Genomic DNA, 20,492 nt, shown 5'->3' with positions numbered 1-20,492 from the left:
CATGAGCATTCTGATCAACAAAGACACCAAGGTCATCTGCCAGGGCTTCACCGGCGGCCAGGGTACCTTCCACTCCGAACAGGCCATTGAGTACGGTACGCAAATGGTGGGCGGCGTGTCCCCGGGCAAGGGCGGCACCACTCATCTGGGTCTGCCGGTATTCAACACCGTGCGCGAAGCGGTGGAAGCCACCGGTGCCACCGCCACCGTGATCTATGTGCCGGCGGCCTTCTGTAAAGACGCCATTCTGGAAGCCATCGACGCGGGCATTGAGCTGATCGTGACCATCACCGAGGGCATTCCCACCCTCGACATGCTGGACGTGAAAGTGAAGCTGGACGAAGCCGGTGTGCGCATGATCGGCCCCAACTGCCCGGGCGTGATTACCCCGGACGAGTGCAAGATCGGCATCATGCCCGGCCACATTCACAAGAAGGGCAAGGTGGGCATCGTGTCCCGTTCCGGCACCCTGACCTACGAAGCGGTCAAGCAGACCACAGACGAAGGCTTTGGCCAGTCCAGCTGCGTGGGCATCGGCGGCGACCCCATTCCCGGCTCCAACTTTATCGACATTCTGAAGCTGTTCCAGGACGATCCGGAAACCGAAGCCATCGTGATGATCGGTGAAATCGGCGGCACCGCCGAAGAAGAAGCCGCCGCCTTCATCAAGGAAAACGTCACCAAGCCGGTGGTGTCCTACATCGCCGGTGTGACCGCGCCTCCGGGCAAGCGCATGGGCCATGCCGGCGCCATCATCTCCGGCGGCAAGGGCACCGCGGACGAGAAGTTTGCCGCCCTGCAGGACGCCGGTGTGAAAACCGTACGCTCCCTGGCCGACATCGGCTCCGCGCTGCGCGAAGTGACCGGCTGGTAAAAGAAAGCCTGAAGCGCGAAGCTGGAAGTAGAAAGGAGCCGAAAGGCTCCTTTTTGTTATGTTCCGAACAGGTTTACATTCGTTCAACCCGGCTCCAGGGATCCGGCTTGCGGCTGAACTGACCGTGTTTCCAGTGGCTTGCCAGCCGGCGGTAATCCTCGCCGCTGAGATGCACCAGGTCCCGGTGATCGCCGCTTTCCAGATAGATGTCGGCCATGCCCAGCAACTCGTCGTCCACCAGGGTGTCCACCGCATAGGCATCCCCCAAGGCGGGAATGGCGCCGGGATCGCAATCATCAAACCAGTTGTCCAGGTGGTGCTCCGGTGCCAGTTGCATTTCATCGTGCACCAGATAACTCAGCCGGCGCATGTCAATGCGATCCGCCGCGGGAATGATGGCCATCATGGCCCTGCCATTGGCATCTTCCAGCATCACGGCCTTGGCCATTTGCGCCAGGGGCACATGGCTGGCAATGGCACTCTGGGCCGCCCCCTCGGCGTAAGGATGATGCACCATGGCGTAAGGGACGTGGCGCTGATCGAGAAATTGTTTCAGTCTGAGTGACATACCCATGTTTACCTCCCGAAAGCAGGCATACGAACGCCTGCTTTCTGTTACAGCCCTATAAGTATAGTTCCCGCCCGTGTGCCCGCCCAAAAGGGTAGCCGAGCGGGCTGGTTGATCCAGATCAAGGAGGTTACCGAATGTCATTTTCATGTTATGTAATTGCTTTAGAATGATTTTTTTGGACTCATTCAGAGGCCTTCACGGAATGCGTAACCTTTCTTTAAACTGGAAAATATTTTTGCCGCTGCTGGTGATTTTTGTGCTGGTATTTGCACTCTGCTACGGCGTGTCGACCCAGCTTCAGCGCGCCCTGGCACTGCATCTGGCCGAGGAAAAAATCGAGACCACCGCCAACCTCTATATGGATCAGCTCAACGTGCTGATGGTGAACGGTGCCATACACCAGCGCGGCCTGGTGCAGACCAAGATCCAGGAAGAAAAGGGCATTGAGCAGGCACGGGTGATCCGGGGACCGGCGGTCACCAGCCTGTTTGGTCCGGGCGCGCCCGATCAGGGCATTGAAGACGAACTGGACCGGCGCGCCATTGAACAGGGCGAAACCGTGCTCGAGCTGCACCTCGAGGACGACATTCCCAACCTGACCCTGGTCAAGCCGTTCAAGGCGTTCAAGGAATATCGCGGTACCGCCTGCCTGCAGTGTCACCAGGTGCCCGAGGGCACGGTAATGGGGGCGGTGCGCATCAGTTATGATCTGAGCGACACCTTTGGTCAGATACGGGACAACAACCTGCGCCTGGCTGCCGTGCTGATCGGCGTGTTCCTGGTGGCCTTTGCCGTGCTCTGGTTGGTGCAGAATCACTACCTCAAGCGTCCCATTCTCAACATCAGCCAACGGTTGCAGCGGGTGGCGGCGGAGCGGGATCTGTCCACCCGGCTGGCTCCCCTGGGCAAGGACGAGCTGGGTGGCCTGGTGGGTGCCATCAACGGGCTGCTGGGCAGCTTTCAGCACAGCCTGAGTGAGGTTCGCCGGGTGACCGACCGCATTTACACCGCGGCGGACAAGATTCAGCATTCCTCTGCACAGACCGATTCTTTCGCCAAGGCGCAGGATACGGAAACCGCTCTCATCGCCACGGCGGTGAACGAAATGGAAGCCTCCGCCCGGGAAGTACGGGAAAACGCCCGGCTGACCGCCGAAACCTCGGAGCAGAGCCATGCCTTTGCCCTGACCGCCAGCGACCAGGCCCGGGTAGCGGTGGAAGGCATTCAGACCCTGAGTGGCGAGATTGGCCGCATCGATCGGGTGATCCGCGAGCTGGACGGCCGTTGTGATCAGGTCGACAAGGTGCTTGACATGATCAAGGGCATTGCCGAGCAAACCAACCTGCTGGCGCTGAACGCCGCCATTGAGGCGGCGCGGGCCGGTGAGTCGGGACGGGGCTTTGCGGTGGTGGCAGACGAAGTGCGTACCCTGGCGCTGCGTACCCAGCAGTCGGCCGAGGAGATCACCGGCATGATCCGGTTGCTGCAAAACGAAGCCAAGGACGCGGTACACGCCATTGAAAAGGCCGAAGGCCAGGCCACCGACAGCGTGGCCCGCACTCAGGATGCCATGAGCTCGCTGCAGGCCATTATCGAGCAGGTGGCGCGCATTAACGAGCTGAACGCCCAGGTATCGGCCTCGGCGGATGAGCAAAGCTCGGTGTGCGCGGAGGTGAGCCGCAACATTACCCGGGTGCGCGATTCCTCGGGCGAGACCCTGTCTCAGGCCGAAGCCGCCGCCAGCGCCAGCCTGCAACTGGTGGAGGAATGCCGGGTGCTGGAGCAGATGATCGCCCATTACCGGTTACAGGGAGCCCATACACTTGATGATGCTCCGCCGGTGGGGGAGCTGGTACCGGCTCGTTAACATAACAAGGGCTGCTGTGGCAGCCCTTGTTCATGCTGAACGGGAAACGTACATCAACCCTGTTTGGTTGTGGCCACTGGTCAATAACCGAGTTGTGCCATGCCGGACTTTATCCGGTGTCTCCCGGCAACGGGAGCGTGGTTCGGCGCAGGCATAACATCGGCTTATGACCTGGCGTTAAACCGGTATTGGACAGGGATCAGCCGTCTGTAAATACTGAGGTTCGTCTCAACAATGAGGGAACCATGATGAGAAAAACCACCGTACTGTTTGCCGCCGGCCTGTCGCTGCTGGCCATGTCGTCCGCCAGCGCCAGGGACTGGAGCCAGATCCGCGTTGCCGTGGAAGGGGCCTATCCGCCGTTTTCCTCCACCACCGAAAGCGGTGAAGTTACCGGTTTTGACATTGATATCGCCAACGCCCTGTGTGAACAGATGCAGGCCAAATGCGAGCTGATCAGCCAGGACTGGGACGGCATGATCCCGGGATTGCTGGCACGCAAGTTTGACGCCATTATCGCCTCCATGTCGATCACCGAAGAGCGCAAGCGCAAGGTGGACTTCACCCACAAGTATTACCAGATCCCGGCCATTTTCGTGGGCGCCAGCGGCACGGACCTTACCCTGAGTCCGGAAGGCCTGAGCGGCAAAACCGTAGGCGTGCAGCGGGCCACCACTCACGACAAGTACATCAGCGACAACTTCGGCGGTGACGTCGACATCAAGCGCTACGGCTCTCAGGACGAAGCCTATCTGGACCTGTCTGCCGGCCGGCTCGATCTGTTGCTGGTCAACGAGCTGGCGGTGCGCCAGGGCTTTCTCGACCTGGACGCCGGCAAGGGCTTTTCCCAGGTGGGGGAGCCGGTGACGGATCCGCGCTGGTACGGCGAAGGGGTCGGCATTGCCGTGCGCAAGCAGGACCAGACACTGAAGCAGAAACTGAATGACGCCATCAAGGCCATTCGCGCCAATGGCCGCTACCGGGAAATCAACGACCGTTACTTCCCGGTGGATATCTTTGGTCCCGAGCTGCCCTGACCGGCCATCACAATGCCCCGCTCGCGGATCCAGGCCAGGGTCTCATCGAGAAAGGCGCTGGCCAGCCGGCTGCGGGGCTGAAAGGCCGGAAACAGCACGTCTACCCGAAAGGGCACGGCGGGCGCAAAGGGCCGGCTCACCAGCCCCAGTGGCCGGGCCGCCTCGGCGGTAAAGGGGTCTACCAGGGCCAGTCCGGCGCCGGCCGCCACCAGCCCCGCCTGGCTGGCCACCAGAGAAGTATGAATGCGGGTGAGTGGCCGGGCGCCGGCCTCGGCCAGCAGGTGCTGCACCCGGCCGCTGGGATCAAGGTGCGGCTCCAGCTGGATCAGTGGCTGACCGTGCAGATCTCCGGGTGCGATGGTGTTTCGGCTTGCCAGCGGGTGATTCTCGGGCAGCAGGCAGACACAGTCAAACACCCAGGGAATGTGGTCCAGCCCCTGTTCGGAGGGCATGGCGTCGGCAAAACCAATGTCGCTCTGAGTGGCCCGGGTCCGGGCCTGCACATCGGCGGAGCGGTGGGTCACCAGGCCGATACTGACCCCCTCAAAACGCCGGCAGAAGCGGGCGATTACCTGCGGCAGCAGCGACAGCGAAAACGCCGGCAGCGCCGAGATCACCAGCTGCTCGCCCCTGTGTTCGCGAATGCCGGCGGCGGCCTGCTCCAGCCGGTCGAGGCCGATGAAGGCCTTGTCCACTTCCGCCATAAAGGCCCTGGCCTCGCGGGTGGCGAGCAGCCGGCTCTTGTGCCGCTCAAACAGACTGAAGCCCAGGCTGGCTTCCAGCTGGGCCAGCAGCCGGCTCACCGCCGGCTGGCTGATATGAAGCTGGCGTGCGGCCTCGGTGACGGTGCCGCTCAGCATAATGGCGCGAAAGGCGTTGAGCTGCTGAAAAGTTAACATACATAACGTTCCCTGATGATGTTAACGGCATTATGCGCTGAATGTTATGGATTGCCAGCGATATCATCGGAAGAGAGGAAGGTTCAGCATGTGGGATTGGCTTATTGTGGGCGGCGGCGCCTGTGGCCTGGCCCTGGGCTATGGCGCCAGCCGGCGTGGCCAGCGGGTGCTGGTGCTTGACGACAAGGACGCCCTGGCCCGGCCGTCCCGGGGCAACTTCGGGCTGATCTGGGTGCAGGGCAAGGGCGCAGACTTTACCGACTATGCCCGCATTACCCAGGCCTCGGCCCGGCTCTGGCCGGGCTTTGCTCAGGAGCTGCAGCAGCTGACCGGGGTGGATCTGGAATACCGCCCCAGCGGCGGCCTGGATTTTTGCCTGAGTGCCCGGGAGCTGGCCGAGCGCGCGGCCGAACTGGCCGCACTGCATGCTGCCACCGGCCTGCAAACGCAGATGCTGACCAGGGCGGAAGTCGCGCGCCGGCTGCCCGGCGTGGGCGAGGTGACGGGGGCATCCTGGTGCGACGCCGACGCTCATGTTAACCCGCTGATGCTGCTGCTGGCGCTGGCTCAGGGCATTGAACGGCAGGGTGGCCGGGTGCGGCGGGGCTCTGCGGTGCAGACGGCAGAGGCGGGCAGCGACGGCATTCGCCTGCAACTGGCCGACGGCACCCAAGTACAGGGCCGGCGGCTGTTGCTGTGCACCGGCCTGGGGGGCGAGCCGCTGCGCAACGAACTGGGCGCCAGCCTGCCGGTGCGGGGCGTGAAGGGGCAAATTCTGGTGACTGCCCGTCAGCCGCCGCTGCTGCCCTTTGCCACCGCCCATCTGCGTCAGACCGCCGACGGCACCGTGCTGTGTGGCGACTCCTGGGAAGAAGGCGACACCGGCAACCAGACCCGGGTGTCGGTGCTGAGCGCCATCGCCCGCACCGCCACCCAACTGCTGCCGGCCCTGGGCCGGGCGCGCATGTTGCGGGCCTGGGCCGCCACCCGGGTGATCACCCCGGACGGCGCGCCCCTGTATCAGCCTTCGACCCTTTATGCCAACGTGCATTCGGTGGCCTGCCACAGCGGCATTACCCTGGCCGCCTGGCATGCCCTTGAGCTGGCCGAGCTGCTGGAGCAACAAAGCGGGGCTCCCCTGATATCCATGACCACGGAGAGATTTGATGTGGAAACCAACCCAAGCCGGCGCCACCGTATCGGTTCACATTGACGGCGCCCCCTGCCGGGTGCCGGCGGACAGCTCGGTGGCCTCGGTGTTACTGCAGCAGCGTAAAGTCATCTGGCGTGAAGGCCGGGCGCGCACACCCCTGTGCCTGATGGGGGTGTGCTACGAGTGTCTGGTCTGGATAGATGGCAAGCAGCAGCAGGGCTGTCAGGTGCCGGTGGCCGAGGGCATGGAGATTGAGACCGGAGGTGAGCATGCAGGTTGATCTGCTGGTGGTGGGCGCCGGCCCGGCGGGCCTGGCCCTGGCCACCGATGCCGCCCGGCTGGACCTGAGCGTGCTGGTGGTGGACGAACAACCGGCCCCCGGCGGCCAGATCTACCGGCGCTGGGAGCAGCAGGGCGATGACGCCCTGGCCCTGCTGGGCCCGGACTACCACCGGGGCGGTGAACTGGTGCATGCCTTTCGCCGGCAGGGGCTGCACTACTGGCCGGGCACCCGGGTCTGGGCCATTGAGCCCGGCTTTGAGGTGGCGCTGCTGCGGAAAGGCGAGGCCAGCCGGGTGCAGGCCGCCCGGGTGGCGGTGTGTGCCGGCGCCATGGAGCGGGCCTGGCCCTTTGCCGGCTGGACCCTGCCCGGGGTGGTGAACGCCGGCGGCGGCCAGATTTTGCTGAAGGAGCAGGGGCTGGCCGCCGAGGGCGCGGTGCTGGCAGGCTGTGGCCCGCTGTTGTATCTGCTGGCCTGGCAATATTTGCGGCATGGCCGGGCGCCCAGAGCGGTCATCGATCTGACCCCGTTGCGCCACTATCGCCGTGCCCTTGGCGCGCTGCCCAAGGCGCTGCGGGCCGGTCACTACCTGTGGCAGGGACTGCGCTATCAGTGGGCGCTGAAACGGGCCGGCGTGCCCCTTTATCTGGGGGCTCACGGGCTGGCGGCGGAAGGTGACGACTGGCTGCAGTCGGTGCGCTTTGGGCACAGAGGGCGGCAATACCACATTGAGACCGACACCCTGCTCACGCACTTTGGTGTTATTCCCCATACCGCCCTGCTTGCCGGGGCCGGCTGCCCGCTCGACTGGAGCCCGCAACGGCTGTGCTGGGAGCCGTGCCAGCAGGCGGGCCGCACCCCGGTACCCGGCCTCTATGTGGCCGGCGACGGCGCCGCCATTCTGGGCGCGCGGCAGGCCGCCTGGCACGGCCGCCTGCTGGCCCGGGAGCTGGCGCAGGAGCTGAAGCTGACGCCGGTGCTGAATAGCGAAGAAGCGGCGCAATTACAGGCTCAGGCAGCGCGGGATGCGGCCATTCGGCCCTTTCTTGAAGCCCTGTACCGGCCCGATGAACGGGCCCTGGCCGAAGAAAGTGATACCACCCTGCTGTGCCGCTGCGAGAACGTTACCCTGGGGCGGGTGCGGGCGCTGGCCGGTGAACACCGGCTGGATCTGAACGGCCTCAAGGCCTTCAGCCGCTGTGGCATGGGGCCCTGTCAGGGCCGCCAGTGCGGCCCGCAGGCGGCCATGGTGCTGGCAGCGGTGCAGGGCAGGGCGGTGAACGAGCTGGGTGTATTCACTCCGCGCTGGCCCGCCGCCCCCCTGACCTTGGCGCAGCTGGCCAGCCTGCCGGAGCAGCAAGACTGACTCAAGTACGCTTGATGGTTTCGATCCGGCTTGTCACTTCGCCCTCGGCCAGCCGGGTGGTGATCATGTCATCCTCTTTCAGCCGGCCGGTATCGGTGATCACCCGGTTGTTATGCAGAGTAATGCTGTAGCCCCGGGAAAGGGTGGCCAGCGGGCTCATGGCGTGCAGCCGGGAGCCGGCCAGGGCCAGACGGTGCTCAAGGCGGTTCAGTCGGGCCTTCAGCGCGCCGTGCAGCCGCTGCTCCAGGGTGCCGAGCCGCTCTGTGCTGTACACCAGGCGCTGGCCCGGGTGCTGGTGGGCCAGTCGCAGTGCGGCCTGCTCGGCCCGCTGCCGGGCCTGCTCCAGCCGACGGGCCATGGCCCGCTCCAGCCGTAGCTGCAGCTGGTCGAGTTGCTGGCTTTGCTGCTGCAGGCGCTGGCGCGGATGCTGGCGCTCCAGTCGCTGCTGCCACTGGCCCAGCCGGTTGTGCCGGTCGGCAAGCACACGCAGCATGGCCTGCTCCAGACGCTGGCCGGCCTGTTGCCACTGGCGGCGCTGCACGCCACTGTCTTCACTGATGAGCTCGGCGGCGGCAGAGGGGGTCGGGGCGCGCAGATCCGCCACCAGATCGCTCAGGCTGACGTCCACCTCGTGACCCACGGCGCTCACCACCGGCAGGCGGGAGGCGGCAATGGCGCGTACCAGCCGCTCGTCGTTAAAGCACCACAAGTCCTCCAGCGAGCCGCCACCCCGGGCCAGCAGCAGCAGATCGGTCTCGTTGCGCCGGTTGGCTTCGTTCAGGGCCTTAATGAGCTGGGGCACGGCGCCTTCACCCTGTACCTGGCTGGGGTAGAGGATCACCTCCAGCTGCGGCGCCCGGCGGGCCAGCACGGTGAGAATGTCGTGCACCGCCGCCCCGGTGGGGGAGCTGATAATGCCGATGCGGTTCGGATGGGCCGGCAGCGGCCGCTTGCGCTCGGCGGCAAACAGGCCCTCGGCGGCCAGCGCAGTTTTCAGCGCCTCAAACTGTTGCTTGAGCAGGCCCTCACCGGCGGGGGCCAGGGTCTGGGCCACCAGCTGAAAGTCGCCCCTTGGCTCATAGAGCGTGACTTTGCCGAAGATAAGCACCTGATCGCCGTTTTTCGGCCGAAAGCCCACGCTGCGGTTATTGCCCCGGAACATGGCGCAGCGCAGCTGCGACTGGTTGTCTTTTAACGAGAAGTACCAGTGGCCGGAGGCCGGCATGGCCAGGTTGGAGATTTCACCGGTGAGCCAGACCGCGCCCAGGTCGCCTTCCAGCAGCAGCCGGGCATGGCGATTAAGGCGGCTGACGGTGTAGATGTTGGTTAACTTTTCCTGCTGCAAAATCACCTCTGGTGAGTATTTTTATTTGAAAATAAACTGCTTTGGGGAGAGTTTTTCGTCTTGCCGACCAAAATAACAAAAAATCGCTTTACCCGAAGGGGGGGAATGCCTAAAATTCTTTGGCAATATTTTTACCCCCCAAACTATGGTGAATATTGCGATGCTTAGGATTGCCCAAGACGCCCTGACCTTTGATGATGTACTGCTGGTCCCAGCCCATTCCACCGTATTGCCCAACACGGCGGATCTCCGCACCCGTCTGACCCGGGAAATCAATCTTAACATCCCCATCGTCTCCGCCGCCATGGACACTGTGACCGAAGCCGATCTGGCCATTGCCCTGGCCCAGGAAGGCGGTATCGGATTTATTCACAAGAACATGTCCGTTGAGGCCCAGGCCGCCCAGGTGCGCAAGGTCAAGAAATTCGAGAGCGGTATGGTGTCCGATCCGGTGACCGTTTCCCCCGACATGACCATTGCCGATGTGCGCGAACTCACGCAACAGAACGGCTTTGCCGGCTACCCGGTGATCGCCGCCGACGGCGAACTGGTGGGTATCATCACCGGCCGTGATGTGCGCTTTGTGCAGGACATGAGCAAGGCCGTGCATGAAGTCATGACCGACAAGAGCCGCCTGGTCACCGTGCCCGTGGGCGCCGGCCGTGATCAGGTGGAAGCCCTGATGCAGCAGCACCGTATTGAGAAGGTACTGGTGGTGGAAAGTAACGGTCGTCTGGCCGGCATGATCAGTGCCAAGGACTTCCAGAAAGCGGAAAGCAAGCCCAACGCCTGTAAGGATGCCCAGGGCCGCCTGCGGGTGGGTGCCGCCGTGGGGGCTGCCCCCGGCAATGAAGAGCGCATTGCCGCCCTGGTGGCTGCCGGCCTCGACGTGCTGCTGATCGACTCTTCCCACGGTCACTCCGAAGGTGTGCTGCAGCGCATTCGGGAAACCCGTGCCGCCTATCCGGATCTGCCTATTATCGGTGGCAACGTGGCCACTGCCGCCGGCGCCCTGGCCCTGGCCGAGGCGGGCGTGAGCGCGGTGAAGGTGGGCATTGGCCCCGGCTCCATCTGTACCACCCGTATCGTTACCGGTTGCGGGGTGCCGCAAATTACCGCCGTGGCCAACGCCGTGGCGGCGCTCAAGGATCTGGGCATTCCGGTGATTGCCGACGGCGGCATTCGTTTCTCCGGTGACATCGCCAAGGCCCTGGCGGCCGGCGCCCACTGCGTGATGATGGGCTCCATGTTTGCCGGCACCGAAGAATCCCCCGGTGAAATCGAGCTGTTCCAGGGCCGGGCGTTCAAGTCTTACCGTGGCATGGGCTCCCTAGGTGCCATGAGCAAGGGCTCCAGCGATCGCTACTTCCAGAGTGACAACGCCGCCGATAAAATGGTGCCGGAAGGCATTGAAGGCCGGGTGCCCTACAAGGGCAAACTGAAGGAAATTATCCATCAGCAGATGGGCGGTCTGCGCAGTGCCATGGGCCTCACCGGCAGTGCCACCATAGATGACCTGCGCACCAAGGCAGAATTTGTTAAGATATCCGGCGCGGGCATTCAGGAGTCGCACGTGCACGATGTGACCATTACCAAGGAAGCGCCCAACTACCGGTTGGGTTAATCCCGGAACGCGACGAACGGGGGGCTGGTCCCCCCGTTTTTCTATTGCCGTCTGCTCCCCCCACAGACGGTGTTTGTAACGAGTAGGAAGACGATGACCAAGAACATTCACGACAACCGGATCCTGATCCTGGACTTCGGCTCACAATACACTCAGCTGATTGCGCGCCGTGTGCGTGAACTGGGCGTGTATTGCGAGCTGTGGGCCTGGGACGTCACCGAGGAGCAGATCCGCGACTTCAATCCGAACGGTATCATTCTGTCCGGGGGGCCGGAGTCGGTCACCGAGGAAAACAGCCCGCGTGCGCCGGAATATGTGTTTAACGCCGGCGTGCCGGTGTTTGGCATCTGCTACGGCATGCAGACCATGGCCGAGCAGCTGGGCGGCGCCGTGGCCGGCTCCAGCGAGCGTGAGTTTGGTTACGCCCAGGTGCAGCGGGTGGCCGACTGCGCCCTGTTCGCCAATATTGAAGACGCCATCGACGACAACGGTAACGCCCTGCTCGACGTGTGGATGAGCCACGGCGACAAGGTGGTGGCCCTGCCCGAGGGTTTCCACAAGGTGGCCCAGACCGGCAGCTGCCCCTTTGCCGCCATGGCCGACGAAACCCGCCGTTTCTACGGCGTGCAGTTCCACCCGGAAGTAACCCACACCCGTCAGGGCGCACGCATGCTGGAGCACTTTGTGCGTGGCATCTGCGGCTGTGAAGCGCTGTGGACCCCGGCCTCCATCATTGAAGACGCCGTGGCCCGCATTCGCGAGCAGGTGGGCGACGACAAGGTGCTGCTGGGCCTGTCCGGTGGTGTGGATTCTTCCGTGACCGCCATGCTGCTGCACCGCGCCATTGGCGACAAGCTTACCTGTGTGTTCGTGGACAACGGCCTGCTGCGCCTGAACGAAGGCGAGCAGGTGATGGAAATGTTCGGTGACCACTTCGGCCTGAACATTGTGCATGTGAACGCCGAGCAGCGTTTCCTTGATGCCCTGGCCGGCGAAAACGATCCGGAAGCCAAGCGCAAGATCATCGGTCGCGTCTTTATCGAAGTTTTCGACGAAGAAGCCGGCAAGATCAGAGACGTGAAATGGCTGGCCCAGGGCACCATTTATCCCGATGTGATCGAGTCTGCCGGCTCCGCCACCGGCAAGGCCCATGTGATCAAGTCCCACCACAACGTGGGTGGCCTGCCTGAAGACATGGAGCTCAAGCTGGTTGAGCCGCTGAAAGAGCTGTTCAAGGACGAAGTGCGCAAGGTGGGTCTGGAGCTGGGGCTGCCTTACGACATGCTCTACCGTCACCCCTTCCCGGGCCCGGGCCTGGGTGTGCGGGTGCTGGGTGAAGTGAAGAAGGAATACTGCGACCTGCTGCGCCGGGCCGACGCCATCTTCATTGACGAGCTGCGCAAGCATGACCTGTACAACAAGGTCAGCCAGGCCTTTACCGTGTTCCTGCCGGTGCGTTCCGTGGGCGTGATGGGCGATGCTCGTAAATACGACTGGGTTGTATCCCTGCGCGCCGTGGAAACCATCGACTTCATGACCGCTCACTGGGCGCATCTGCCGTACGATTTCCTGGGCCATGTGTCCAACCGCATCATCAACGAAATCGACGGCATCAGCCGCGTGGTATACGACATCTCCGGCAAGCCACCCGCCACCATCGAGTGGGAGTGACAGGTACCGACAAGTAACACTTGGCAATATCTAGCAATAACAAAATAAATCTCAGAGCCCAGCGTTTTCGCTGGGCTTTCTGTTTGTGTGGGAGAGCAAGTCCGGTCATTGAGCTTGCTTAGGATGACCTTTGTGAGTGCTGGTAGGCAATTTTTGCTTTAGTTGTAGTGGTCAAGTTGTTGCTGAGAGCCGTCTGTTGGGCCTATCCTGGTAAGCTGTTGTATTTGGCTGATTACCAGAGGAAGATGATAGATGTGCAGTCGGAGCATGCTCTCTCTGCGATCTCTTAGAGGTGGCGCTCCAGCCTATTCATCCATTATGGCAGGCCGAACTGGCGGAAGAGTGGCTGTCGCTGGGTGTTTCCAAAATTCCTGAGCTAGATTGATGTAGAGCACACCGAGTCGTTTTCTCCACATATTTAACACGTCGTAGGCGTTCAGCGAGAGCATGGCGTCAATGTAAAATGAGTCAGACATTTTATAGACACTGTATCGCCATCCCTGGGAATAACTGCTGGGTAGCCATAATGTGGCTTTATTAGATAAAGCTCTTTGCTTTAATTTATCTTGCTCCTAGAAAAGAAATAATTAAACTTGTAAGAGTGTCGTTTGCTTTCTGGTAGCTTATCTCACCATGATTCATAGCTTTTCCAATTTCTTCAAGAGCTCCGAATATCGCGATTAGCTTTATTCTGAGTTCATCGTTTGGAATGGATACAAAAGGACGAAATAACTTGTGATATGACTTAACAAAATAATCTCTTATCTGAACTCGTATATTGTTATATTCAGGGTACGCCAATAAAGCTGAAATTACAGCCTCGTATAAACTCCCACAGATCTTCACACAATCCATATAGGAAGAAGCAGCGATACTGGCTGCATCTTTGAGGCTGGAGGTTTTTACCTGAATAGACACAGTCATTGCAGAGACTAATTTTTCATCGCAACGTTTATACAATTCCGAAAGCAAACCTTCGCGATTAGAAAAGTGTTCATATGTTAATGGTTTGGTTACGCCTGCCTTTTCGGCAAGCGTAATAAGTGTTAATGCATCTGCTCCTTCATTTCTAACGATCTCTTCGGCAATAGACAAGAGCTGCTCTCGACGAGCATCCTTTGACATGCGCTTTCCCATTAAATCGGCCTCTTATTACAATTTGTTGTAAGTAGTAAAGTCGTGAAAACCTGCGCGACTATAACAAACATGGCTCCTCCTGATAACAACATTTCATCGAAGAACCAAGGGCCACCATTTCCAAACTTATAGACCCCTTCATAGATGTCGTCCCAGCCCATGAAGTGTTGCATAGCTGCAACTACGAAACCGTAGCCACCTAAAACAGTAACTATATATTTAGTAAGTAGTGGATGCAATCGTGAGGTCATTAATAGTATAAGCCCCAAAATACCAATGATGGTTCTCTGGGTTCGGCAATAAGGGCAGGGGTAAGTCAGACCAGTCAGGTCAATGGCCCATGTGATTAGGAATATGGCGATGGAAACAATGCCAAAAAACCGAATAAGACGACTGTATGATGGTTGGTAATTACGCTGGCTGTTCATGTTTTCTCCTGTTGTAGTATGTTGGTTTTTATGTTTTAAGATTAAATGTTTGTAGTGCGGCCAGTTCACTTGGGGCAAAAGCGTTATACATTCACCATTACTTAAGTAACTGACCGCTTATTGATTCAATATAATGTTAAATTTTTTTGGTGTGGCTCTTATTGAGCTGATAGAGGCAGTCCAAATATTCGGTCGAACGTCCAATTATAAAAGAAAGTGAAAAACATAAAAAACAAAGTTAACCCAATATCAAGCATGAATGCGTCCCATAGTGATAGATCAAGCCACCATGAAAATAAAGGTAGAGTAATAGCTACAAAACCAACTTCAAATCCTACAGCGTGGATCACTCGTCGTATTACATCTCGCCCACGTTTAGCCAGCTTGGATTCCCACCATTCAAAAACTGTGTTATATGCAGTGTTCCAAATGATAGCCAGAACTACCGTCACAACACCTAGCATACTGGAATGTGAGGCATCTTTATCTGAGAATAAATAGAATGCGGTGCTAATAATAGCAAGAGTTATTGCTTCATAAAATAATACGTAGGTAACTCTGCGTTTAATTCCTTGCATTTCCGACCTCTTCGATAATAAACATTGAATTCCCCTGTGCTAGGGGTATAAAGCCACGTATTACGAATAGTAGGTGGACAGTGAGTACAGACTCCTGCACGCATACAGAAAAGGTCGCAATTCATATTGTTATCCATTCATATTACCCCAGCTGATTGAGCCGCCTCTGAAACTATCGGGCTCTGTCACACTTGGTTATGTTACCATTAGTAAGTTACCATTGGTAAGTTTATTGTCAAGTGCATATCCAGTATGAGGATCCTTTTGCCTAGTTTTTAGTCCTGTCTACGGTGAGCTGTGTCTGCTGTTTTGGAAGGACTTACGGTGCCGCCTTATTAGTAGAGTTAGGGCAGGGCGATACCATCAAGGTTGCGTCGCTGGCCGGGCTGACTCTGTTAAAACTGATTGCCTGGCAGGAGCGGGGAAACGAGAGCAGCAAAGACGTGGCTGACTTCTTAACCATTCTGCTTGAGTATCAGCATGTTCAGGAGGATCGTCTGTGGGAGCCTTATGTCCCGGCAGAACGCCTGGAGTATGATACCGAGCGGCAAGGGGCTTTCCTGCTCGGGTACGATTTGAAGATGCTCTTGTCTGAGCCAGCCACTAACCCGGATACCGTCAGCCGGATAACCGCATTGGCGGCTGATATTGATGGACTGGTTGGGGCTCAGTTCAGAAGTCAGAACCTCTGTAGTTACGAGAGGGTAGAGCAGCTCCAACGTGACTTTTGGTCGGGACTGGAGTTGTAAGAACAGTCTCCACTTAGTTAAAAAACTAAAAAATTCTGAACATGGTATTTTTCTTGGTATCGAAGAGCTACGGCTTGTTAAGTGACTGATACTTAAGGTTTTAAAGTCATTTTTAATAATAGAGTGGGAGTGAGGCCGGTTATCGGTGAATGACAAAAGCCCCTGCAGTGCAGGGGCTTTTTGTTATTGGGTGTATATAACTTATGATGCCGGCACACCCGACATTTTCACACTCGTGACACAGAAGTTCATCCTTTGAGCAGGAATTATCAAAACCTTTGGCGCTCGGACAGGTTCAGCTAAGAAGACACCAGCGGGGAGAACCAGTCTCTTGCAGACTCTGGTGTTCACGTTTATGATTTGTTCATGATTCATGAACAGTGGTGATGTGTGAACACTAACGCGACTCTGCTGATGCTGGCCATAGATAATCTGCCCTCGCACATTCAAGGGGAGTGCACCTTTGACCCACAGTCGGATGGCAAGCCTTACACCGATGCTCAGGTTACCCTGACGGTTCGCGGCGAACGCTACCAGTTTAGCGCTGAAATAAAGCATATCCACCGTAAAGAAAGCCTCACAGCGCTGCTGGACGCTGCTCGTCCCGACACTCTGCTGGTGTGTAACAGACTGACCGCTCATCTCGCCGACTTTTGCTCCAGTAACGCTATCAATTTCATTGATGAGGCCGGCAACGCCAGGGTGAGCTGTAACGGACTGAATCTGTGGATTGAGGGGAAAAACAGTTCTGAAAGTCACCCTGTAACTCAGCAGCAGGCAAAGCCGGGGTTGGGCTTTATGAAGCTGTTGTTTGCCTTGTTGGCTCAAGAGGATGTGTTACGTCTACCGTTTCGAGCCATTGCCGAGATGGCAAATATTTCATTGGGCATGGTCAGCAAGGGGTTTAAATACCTGGAGTCTGAAAAGCTTGTCAGTCTGGGCAGTACCCGGCGCATTCTGGATAAGGAAGCCCTTTACCATATCTGGATTGAACACTATCGCACGGTACTAAGACCAAAACTCGGTGGGCTAAAGCTGGTTGCGCCTGATGACTGGCGAGAGATTCCCTTAACACCCAATGATTACTGGGGGGGGGAAGTGGCCGCCGATGAACTGACGCACTATCTACAGCCTTGTGAGTTACAGCTTTTTACCTTTGAGCCACTGCAGAAAAAGCTGGCTTTGCTCAAGGCAAAACCTGACCCTGCCGGCAGACTCTGGTTGGTTCCTGCATTCTGGGGAAAGGAGCTGGACATCAATATCAACGCCAAGGCATTGCTGGCTGTTGCCGAGCTGCTTGCAAGCAGCGATAGCCGAAATAAAGAGGTTGCCGAACTCATCAATGAGCAATATCTACACCTTAAAACGCTCCCTGAAACCCGGGTTTGAGCCTGTACTGACACTGATCACCCGCACAACCAGGCAAACCGGAGTGCCATTTTTTGTTGCTGGGGCAACGGCGAGAGATCTCGTTCTGTACCATGTATTCGGGCGGGATCCCGGTCGTCAGACCCGGGATATTGATACCGGTATCCTGGTGCCGGATTGGGAAGCTTTTTCCAGAGTAAGGCAGGCTTTGCTGGATGCTGGTTTAACCGTAACCAAGAGGATTCATCGACTACAGGACCCTGACAGTGGCTTGCCAATAGATATTATTCCATTTGGTGCCATAGCCGATGACGCAGGTGAAATACAGTGGCCGCCAGAGCATTCTGTCACCATGACGGTGGCTGGATTTCAGGAAGCTTACGGTGCCGCCTTATCAGTAGAGTTAGGGCAGGGCGATACCATCAAGGTTGCGTCGCTGGCCGGGCTGACTCTGTTAAAACTGATTGCCTGGCAGGAGCGGGGAAACGAGAGCAGCAAAGACGTGGCTGACTTCTTAACCATTCTGCTTGAGTATCAGCATGTTCAGGAGGATCGTCTGTGGGAGCCTTATGTCCCGGCAGAACGCCTGGAGTATGATACCGAGCGGCAAGGGGCTTTCCTGCTCGGGTACGATTTGAAGATGCTCTTGTCTGAGCCAGCCACTAACCCGGATACCGTCAGCCGGATAACCGCATTGGCGGCTGATATTGATGGACTGGTTGGGGCTCAGTTCAGAAGTCAGAACCTCTGTAGTTACGAGAGGGTAGAGCAGCTCCAACGTGACTTTTGGTCGGGACTGGAGTTGTAAGAACAGTCTCCACTCAGTTAAAAAACTAAAAAATTCTGAACATGGTATTTTTCTTGGTATCGAAGAGCTACGGCTTCTTAAGCTACTGATACTGAAGGTTTTAAAGTCATTTTTAATAATAGAGTGGGAGTGAAGCCGGTTATCGGTGAATGACAAAAGCCCCTGCAGTGCAGGGGTTTTTTTGTATTGAAACAGCCCGCCGGCGGCTTGCGATTTAGTGTTTCATTTTTGTTATGATTGATCTTCTGTTTTTCCACTTATATATCAGTGACTTGGTAGAGTACAGGGAAATAGGTGTTTCGTCTGACTTACAACCTGGTGTGAGGATGTGCCTCTGAAACATCAACAAAAGTGTATATATTCATAGCATTAGCGCGTTGGCGCACTTTATGCGTTTGTTGTTTGTGACAAGGGTCTTTCAGGCACTTGTCCGGCTCGAAAAAATAATCGTGTTTTTCCGTCCTCGGCGATGCCTCGTTACGTCCTTGTCTGTATAAACGGTAAGGGAGGACGCCATGATGAGAAGCCTATTTGGTACATCGGCCCTGGCTGCTGTGGTTGCAGTCGGGGTGGGCCTTGCCCAGCCTGCCCAGGCTGTACAAGTGGTCAAGAATCTGGATCTGCCTGCCACCATGAAAATGGACATAGAAGGAGACTGTGATAACAGGGGATCTCGTGTTGTTTTAGGACCGACCCTGGAACTGAACAGCATACCGGTCACTGTGTTTTTTGATGGTGGTGGTCAACACGACTATGAAACAGACGAATATAAAGTGGATTTGATACTCGATCTGAACGGTGTAATTGATCTGCCCAAGCAAGGCGCAGATGAAAATGGGGTAACCGGGAACCCGAAAATCTCGGTATGGATGAATGGCAATCTGTTGTTTGGCCCTGTTCGCTGCAACAAGCTGTAGTGGTTCATTAAGTGTCTGTATGCGCCCCGTTTTTTCGGGGCGCTTGTTTTAACACTCAATAAGACTGGCTGTGCACGCCTTTCACCGCGCGGCCTGAAGGGTCGGCCATGTTCTTCCATTGTTCGTCCCACTCCAGGGCGGTGGGGGTGGAGCAGGCCACCGAGGGACCGCAGGGCACACACTGGGCAGCGGAGTCCTGGGGGAAGTGGCCTTCAAAGATGGCGCGGTAGTAGTAGGCCTCTTTACTGGTGGGGGTGTTGAGCGGAAAGCGGAACGCTGCCGTGGCCATCATCTGATCCGTCACCTGCTCTTCCACCAGCGCCTTCAGGCTGTCTATCCAGGAATAGCCCACGCCGTCGGAGAACTGCTCCTTCTGCCGCCAGGCCACCTCGGCAGGCAGCAGGTCTGCAAAGGCTTCCCGCAGAATGTGCTTTTCCATCTTGCCGTTCACGCACATCTTGTCGGCGGGGTTGAGGCGCATGGCCACGTCCATGAATTCCTTGTCGAGAAAGGGCACCCGGGCTTCCACGCCCCAGGCGGCCATGGACTTGTTGGCGCGCAGGCAGTCGAACTGGTGCAGGGCCTGAAGCTTGCGCACGGTTTCTTCGTGAAAGGCCCGAGCGCTGGGCGCCTTGTGAAAATACAGGTAGCCGCCGAACAGCTCGTCGGAGCCCTCGCCGGAGAGCACCATTTTAATGCCCATGGCCTTGATGCGCCGGGCCATCAGATACATGGGGGTGGAGGCGCGCACCGTGGTGACGTCGTAGGTTTCCAGGTGGTAGATCACCTCGCGCAGGGCATCCAGGCCTTCCTGCACCGTGTAATGCAGCTCGTGATGCACGGTGCCCAGCTCGTCAGCCACCTTGCGGGCGGCAATCAGATCCGGAGCCCCTTCCAGGCCAACGGCAAAGGAATGCAGCCGGGGCCACCAGGCCTCGCTGTTGTCGTTGTCTTCAATACGCTTGTCGGCGTACAGCTTGGCCACGGCGGAGACGATGGAAGAGTCCAGTCCGCCTGAGAGCAGCACGCCATAGGGGACGTCGCACATCAGCTGGCGCTTCACCGCCGCCATCAGCGCCTCGCGCAGCTCGCTCACACTGGAGGTGTTGTCCTGCACCGCCTCATAGTTTTCCCAGTCGCGGGAGTAGTAGCGGCGGGGCTGGCCTTCCTTGCTGTAGAGCAGGTGCCCGGGCGGAAACTCGCTGATGGTCTTGCACACCGGGGTCAGCGCCTTCATCTCCGACGCCACGTAGAAGTTGCCGGCTTCGTCATGGCCGGTGTAAAGGGGAATAATGCCCATGTGGTCCCGGCCAATCAGGTAGGCGTCGTTTTCCTCGTCATAGAGCACAAAGGCGAAAATACCGTTGAGATCGTCAAGAAACTCCGGACCCTTTTCCTGGTAAAGGCCGAGGATCACTTCGCAGTCGGAGTGGGTCTGAAACTCAAAGCCACAGGTCAGACCGGCTTCCAGCTCCTTGTGGTTGTAAATTTCACCGTTCACCGCCAGGGCGTGGGTGCCGGCGGGGTTGAGCAGGGGCTGGGCACCGCTGTCGAGGCCGACAATGGCCAGGCGTTCATGCACCAGAATGGCTTTGTCGTTGCTGTAAATACCCGACCAGTCGGGGCCGCGGTGGCGCAGCAGCCGCGACAGCTCCAGCGCCCTGGCACGCAGGACGGCGGGATCAGATTTGAGTTCAAGAATACCGAAAATGGAGCACATGGGTTTTCCTTAACAAGGTGAGCCGAATGCCTTCAGAGTGACAGAGGATGCCGGCGCTGAAAAGAGGCAATAACGAAATCTCACTATAAAACCGATCCGA

The 20,492-nt window shown here is 58.2% G+C and carries 19 protein-coding genes; 12 read left to right on the top strand and 7 right to left on the bottom strand.

The window, feature by feature from the left end; genetic code table 11:
• Position 1: 1 nt before the first annotated feature.
• Positions 2-874, top strand: a complete 873-nt coding sequence (gene sucD / locus PU634_RS08320; RefSeq protein ID WP_306763586.1) for a succinate--CoA ligase subunit alpha — start codon at positions 2-4, stop codon at positions 872-874.
• 73 nt (positions 875-947) lie between these two features.
• Here sucD and PU634_RS08315 read toward each other — a convergent pair whose 3' ends face one another.
• Complete coding sequence (locus tag PU634_RS08315; protein ID WP_306763585.1) at positions 948-1,448, bottom strand: aminoacyl-tRNA deacylase; 501 nt, start codon at positions 1,446-1,448, stop codon at positions 948-950.
• Between the two features lie 199 nt (positions 1,449-1,647).
• On the opposite strand from PU634_RS08315, the gene PU634_RS08310 reads away from it, so the two are divergent.
• The gene (locus tag PU634_RS08310) at positions 1,648-3,312 is read left to right on the top strand and encodes a methyl-accepting chemotaxis protein (protein WP_306763584.1); all 1,665 of its coding nucleotides are present in this window, start codon (positions 1,648-1,650) and stop codon (positions 3,310-3,312) included.
• Positions 3,313-3,557: 245 nt separating this feature from the next.
• Positions 3,558-4,349 (top strand): L-arginine-binding protein AotJ, encoded by a 792-nt coding sequence (aotJ, locus tag PU634_RS08305; RefSeq protein ID WP_371319630.1) that lies wholly within the window; start codon positions 3,558-3,560, stop codon positions 4,347-4,349.
• Here the strand turns inward: aotJ and PU634_RS08300 are convergent.
• The gene (locus PU634_RS08300) at positions 4,310-5,248 is read right to left on the bottom strand and encodes a LysR substrate-binding domain-containing protein (protein WP_306763583.1); all 939 of its coding nucleotides are present in this window, start codon (positions 5,246-5,248) and stop codon (positions 4,310-4,312) included. The two genes, aotJ and PU634_RS08300, sit on opposite strands and share 40 nt — an antisense overlap.
• A gap of 88 nt (positions 5,249-5,336) precedes the next feature.
• Here PU634_RS08300 and PU634_RS08295 point away from each other — a divergent pair, with 88 nt between their 5' ends.
• From PU634_RS08295 to PU634_RS08285, 3 genes are read left to right on the top strand one after another with little or no spacing between them, the layout of a single operon-like run.
• The gene (locus PU634_RS08295; RefSeq protein ID WP_306763582.1) at positions 5,337-6,461 is read left to right on the top strand and encodes an NAD(P)/FAD-dependent oxidoreductase; all 1,125 of its coding nucleotides are present in this window, start codon (positions 5,337-5,339) and stop codon (positions 6,459-6,461) included.
• Positions 6,415-6,681: a (2Fe-2S)-binding protein gene (locus PU634_RS08290; RefSeq protein ID WP_306763581.1), complete on the top strand. Its 267-nt coding sequence runs from the start codon at positions 6,415-6,417 to the stop codon at positions 6,679-6,681. Before PU634_RS08295 ends, PU634_RS08290 begins: the two co-directional genes overlap by 47 nt.
• Entirely contained in the window at positions 6,671-8,047 is a 1,377-nt protein-coding gene (locus PU634_RS08285; RefSeq protein WP_306763580.1) for an FAD/NAD(P)-dependent oxidoreductase, read from the top strand. Before PU634_RS08290 ends, PU634_RS08285 begins: the two co-directional genes overlap by 11 nt.
• 1 nt (position 8,048) lies before the next feature.
• Here the strand turns inward: PU634_RS08285 and xseA are convergent, their stop codons facing one another.
• Positions 8,049-9,392 carry an exodeoxyribonuclease VII large subunit gene (gene xseA / locus PU634_RS08280; RefSeq protein WP_306763579.1) on the bottom strand — a complete coding sequence of 448 codons (1,344 nt, stop codon included), beginning with the start codon at positions 9,390-9,392 and terminating at the stop codon, positions 8,049-8,051.
• A gap of 160 nt (positions 9,393-9,552) precedes the next feature.
• Between xseA and guaB the strand changes: the two genes are divergently transcribed.
• Positions 9,553-11,016 (top strand): IMP dehydrogenase, encoded by a 1,464-nt coding sequence (gene guaB / locus PU634_RS08275; RefSeq protein WP_306763578.1) that lies wholly within the window; start codon positions 9,553-9,555, stop codon positions 11,014-11,016.
• Positions 11,017-11,109: 93 nt separating this feature from the next.
• The gene (gene guaA / locus PU634_RS08270) at positions 11,110-12,687 is read left to right on the top strand and encodes a glutamine-hydrolyzing GMP synthase (protein WP_306763577.1); all 1,578 of its coding nucleotides are present in this window, start codon (positions 11,110-11,112) and stop codon (positions 12,685-12,687) included.
• Positions 12,688-13,248: 561 nt separating this feature from the next.
• Here guaA and PU634_RS08265 read toward each other — a convergent pair.
• The 3 genes from PU634_RS08265 to PU634_RS08255 form a co-directional block, all read right to left on the bottom strand.
• Positions 13,249-13,812: a TetR/AcrR family transcriptional regulator gene (locus tag PU634_RS08265; RefSeq protein ID WP_306763576.1), complete on the bottom strand. Its 564-nt coding sequence runs from the start codon at positions 13,810-13,812 to the stop codon at positions 13,249-13,251.
• Positions 13,813-13,823: 11 nt separating this feature from the next.
• Positions 13,824-14,252: a disulfide bond formation protein B gene (locus tag PU634_RS08260; protein WP_271910242.1), complete on the bottom strand. Its 429-nt coding sequence runs from the start codon at positions 14,250-14,252 to the stop codon at positions 13,824-13,826.
• Positions 14,253-14,410: 158 nt separating this feature from the next.
• Positions 14,411-14,830, bottom strand: coding sequence for a PACE efflux transporter (locus tag PU634_RS08255; RefSeq protein WP_306763575.1), 420 nt, complete (start codon positions 14,828-14,830; stop codon positions 14,411-14,413).
• Positions 14,831-15,273: 443 nt separating this feature from the next.
• Between PU634_RS08255 and PU634_RS08250 the strand changes: the two genes are divergently transcribed.
• The 4 genes from PU634_RS08250 to PU634_RS08235 all read left to right on the top strand — a co-directional run bounded on the left by PU634_RS08250 (position 15,274) and on the right by PU634_RS08235 (position 18,672).
• Positions 15,274-15,579, top strand: a complete 306-nt coding sequence (locus tag PU634_RS08250; protein ID WP_306763574.1) for a hypothetical protein — start codon at positions 15,274-15,276, stop codon at positions 15,577-15,579.
• Positions 15,580-15,993: 414 nt separating this feature from the next.
• The gene (locus tag PU634_RS08245; RefSeq protein WP_306763573.1) at positions 15,994-16,968 is read left to right on the top strand and encodes a type IV toxin-antitoxin system AbiEi family antitoxin; all 975 of its coding nucleotides are present in this window, start codon (positions 15,994-15,996) and stop codon (positions 16,966-16,968) included.
• Positions 16,922-17,755 carry a nucleotidyl transferase AbiEii/AbiGii toxin family protein gene (locus PU634_RS08240; RefSeq protein WP_306763572.1) on the top strand — a complete coding sequence of 278 codons (834 nt, stop codon included), beginning with the start codon at positions 16,922-16,924 and terminating at the stop codon, positions 17,753-17,755. The genes PU634_RS08245 and PU634_RS08240 overlap by 47 nt, the downstream gene beginning before the upstream one ends.
• Before the next feature lie 515 nt (positions 17,756-18,270).
• Positions 18,271-18,672: a hypothetical protein gene (locus tag PU634_RS08235; RefSeq protein ID WP_306763571.1), complete on the top strand. Its 402-nt coding sequence runs from the start codon at positions 18,271-18,273 to the stop codon at positions 18,670-18,672.
• Between the two features lie 55 nt (positions 18,673-18,727).
• Here PU634_RS08235 and asnB read toward each other — a convergent pair whose 3' ends face one another.
• Complete coding sequence (gene asnB / locus PU634_RS08230; protein WP_306763570.1) at positions 18,728-20,392, bottom strand: asparagine synthase B; 1,665 nt, start codon at positions 20,390-20,392, stop codon at positions 18,728-18,730.
• Positions 20,393-20,492 lie beyond the last annotated feature (100 nt).

Origin of the sequence: Oceanimonas pelagia, from assembly GCF_030849025.1 — a bacterium.
Classification (GTDB): domain Bacteria; phylum Pseudomonadota; class Gammaproteobacteria; order Enterobacterales; family Aeromonadaceae; genus Oceanimonas; species Oceanimonas pelagia.
Note: the sequence above shows the minus strand (reverse complement) of the source record. Positions and strands in the feature narration are given on the sequence as shown.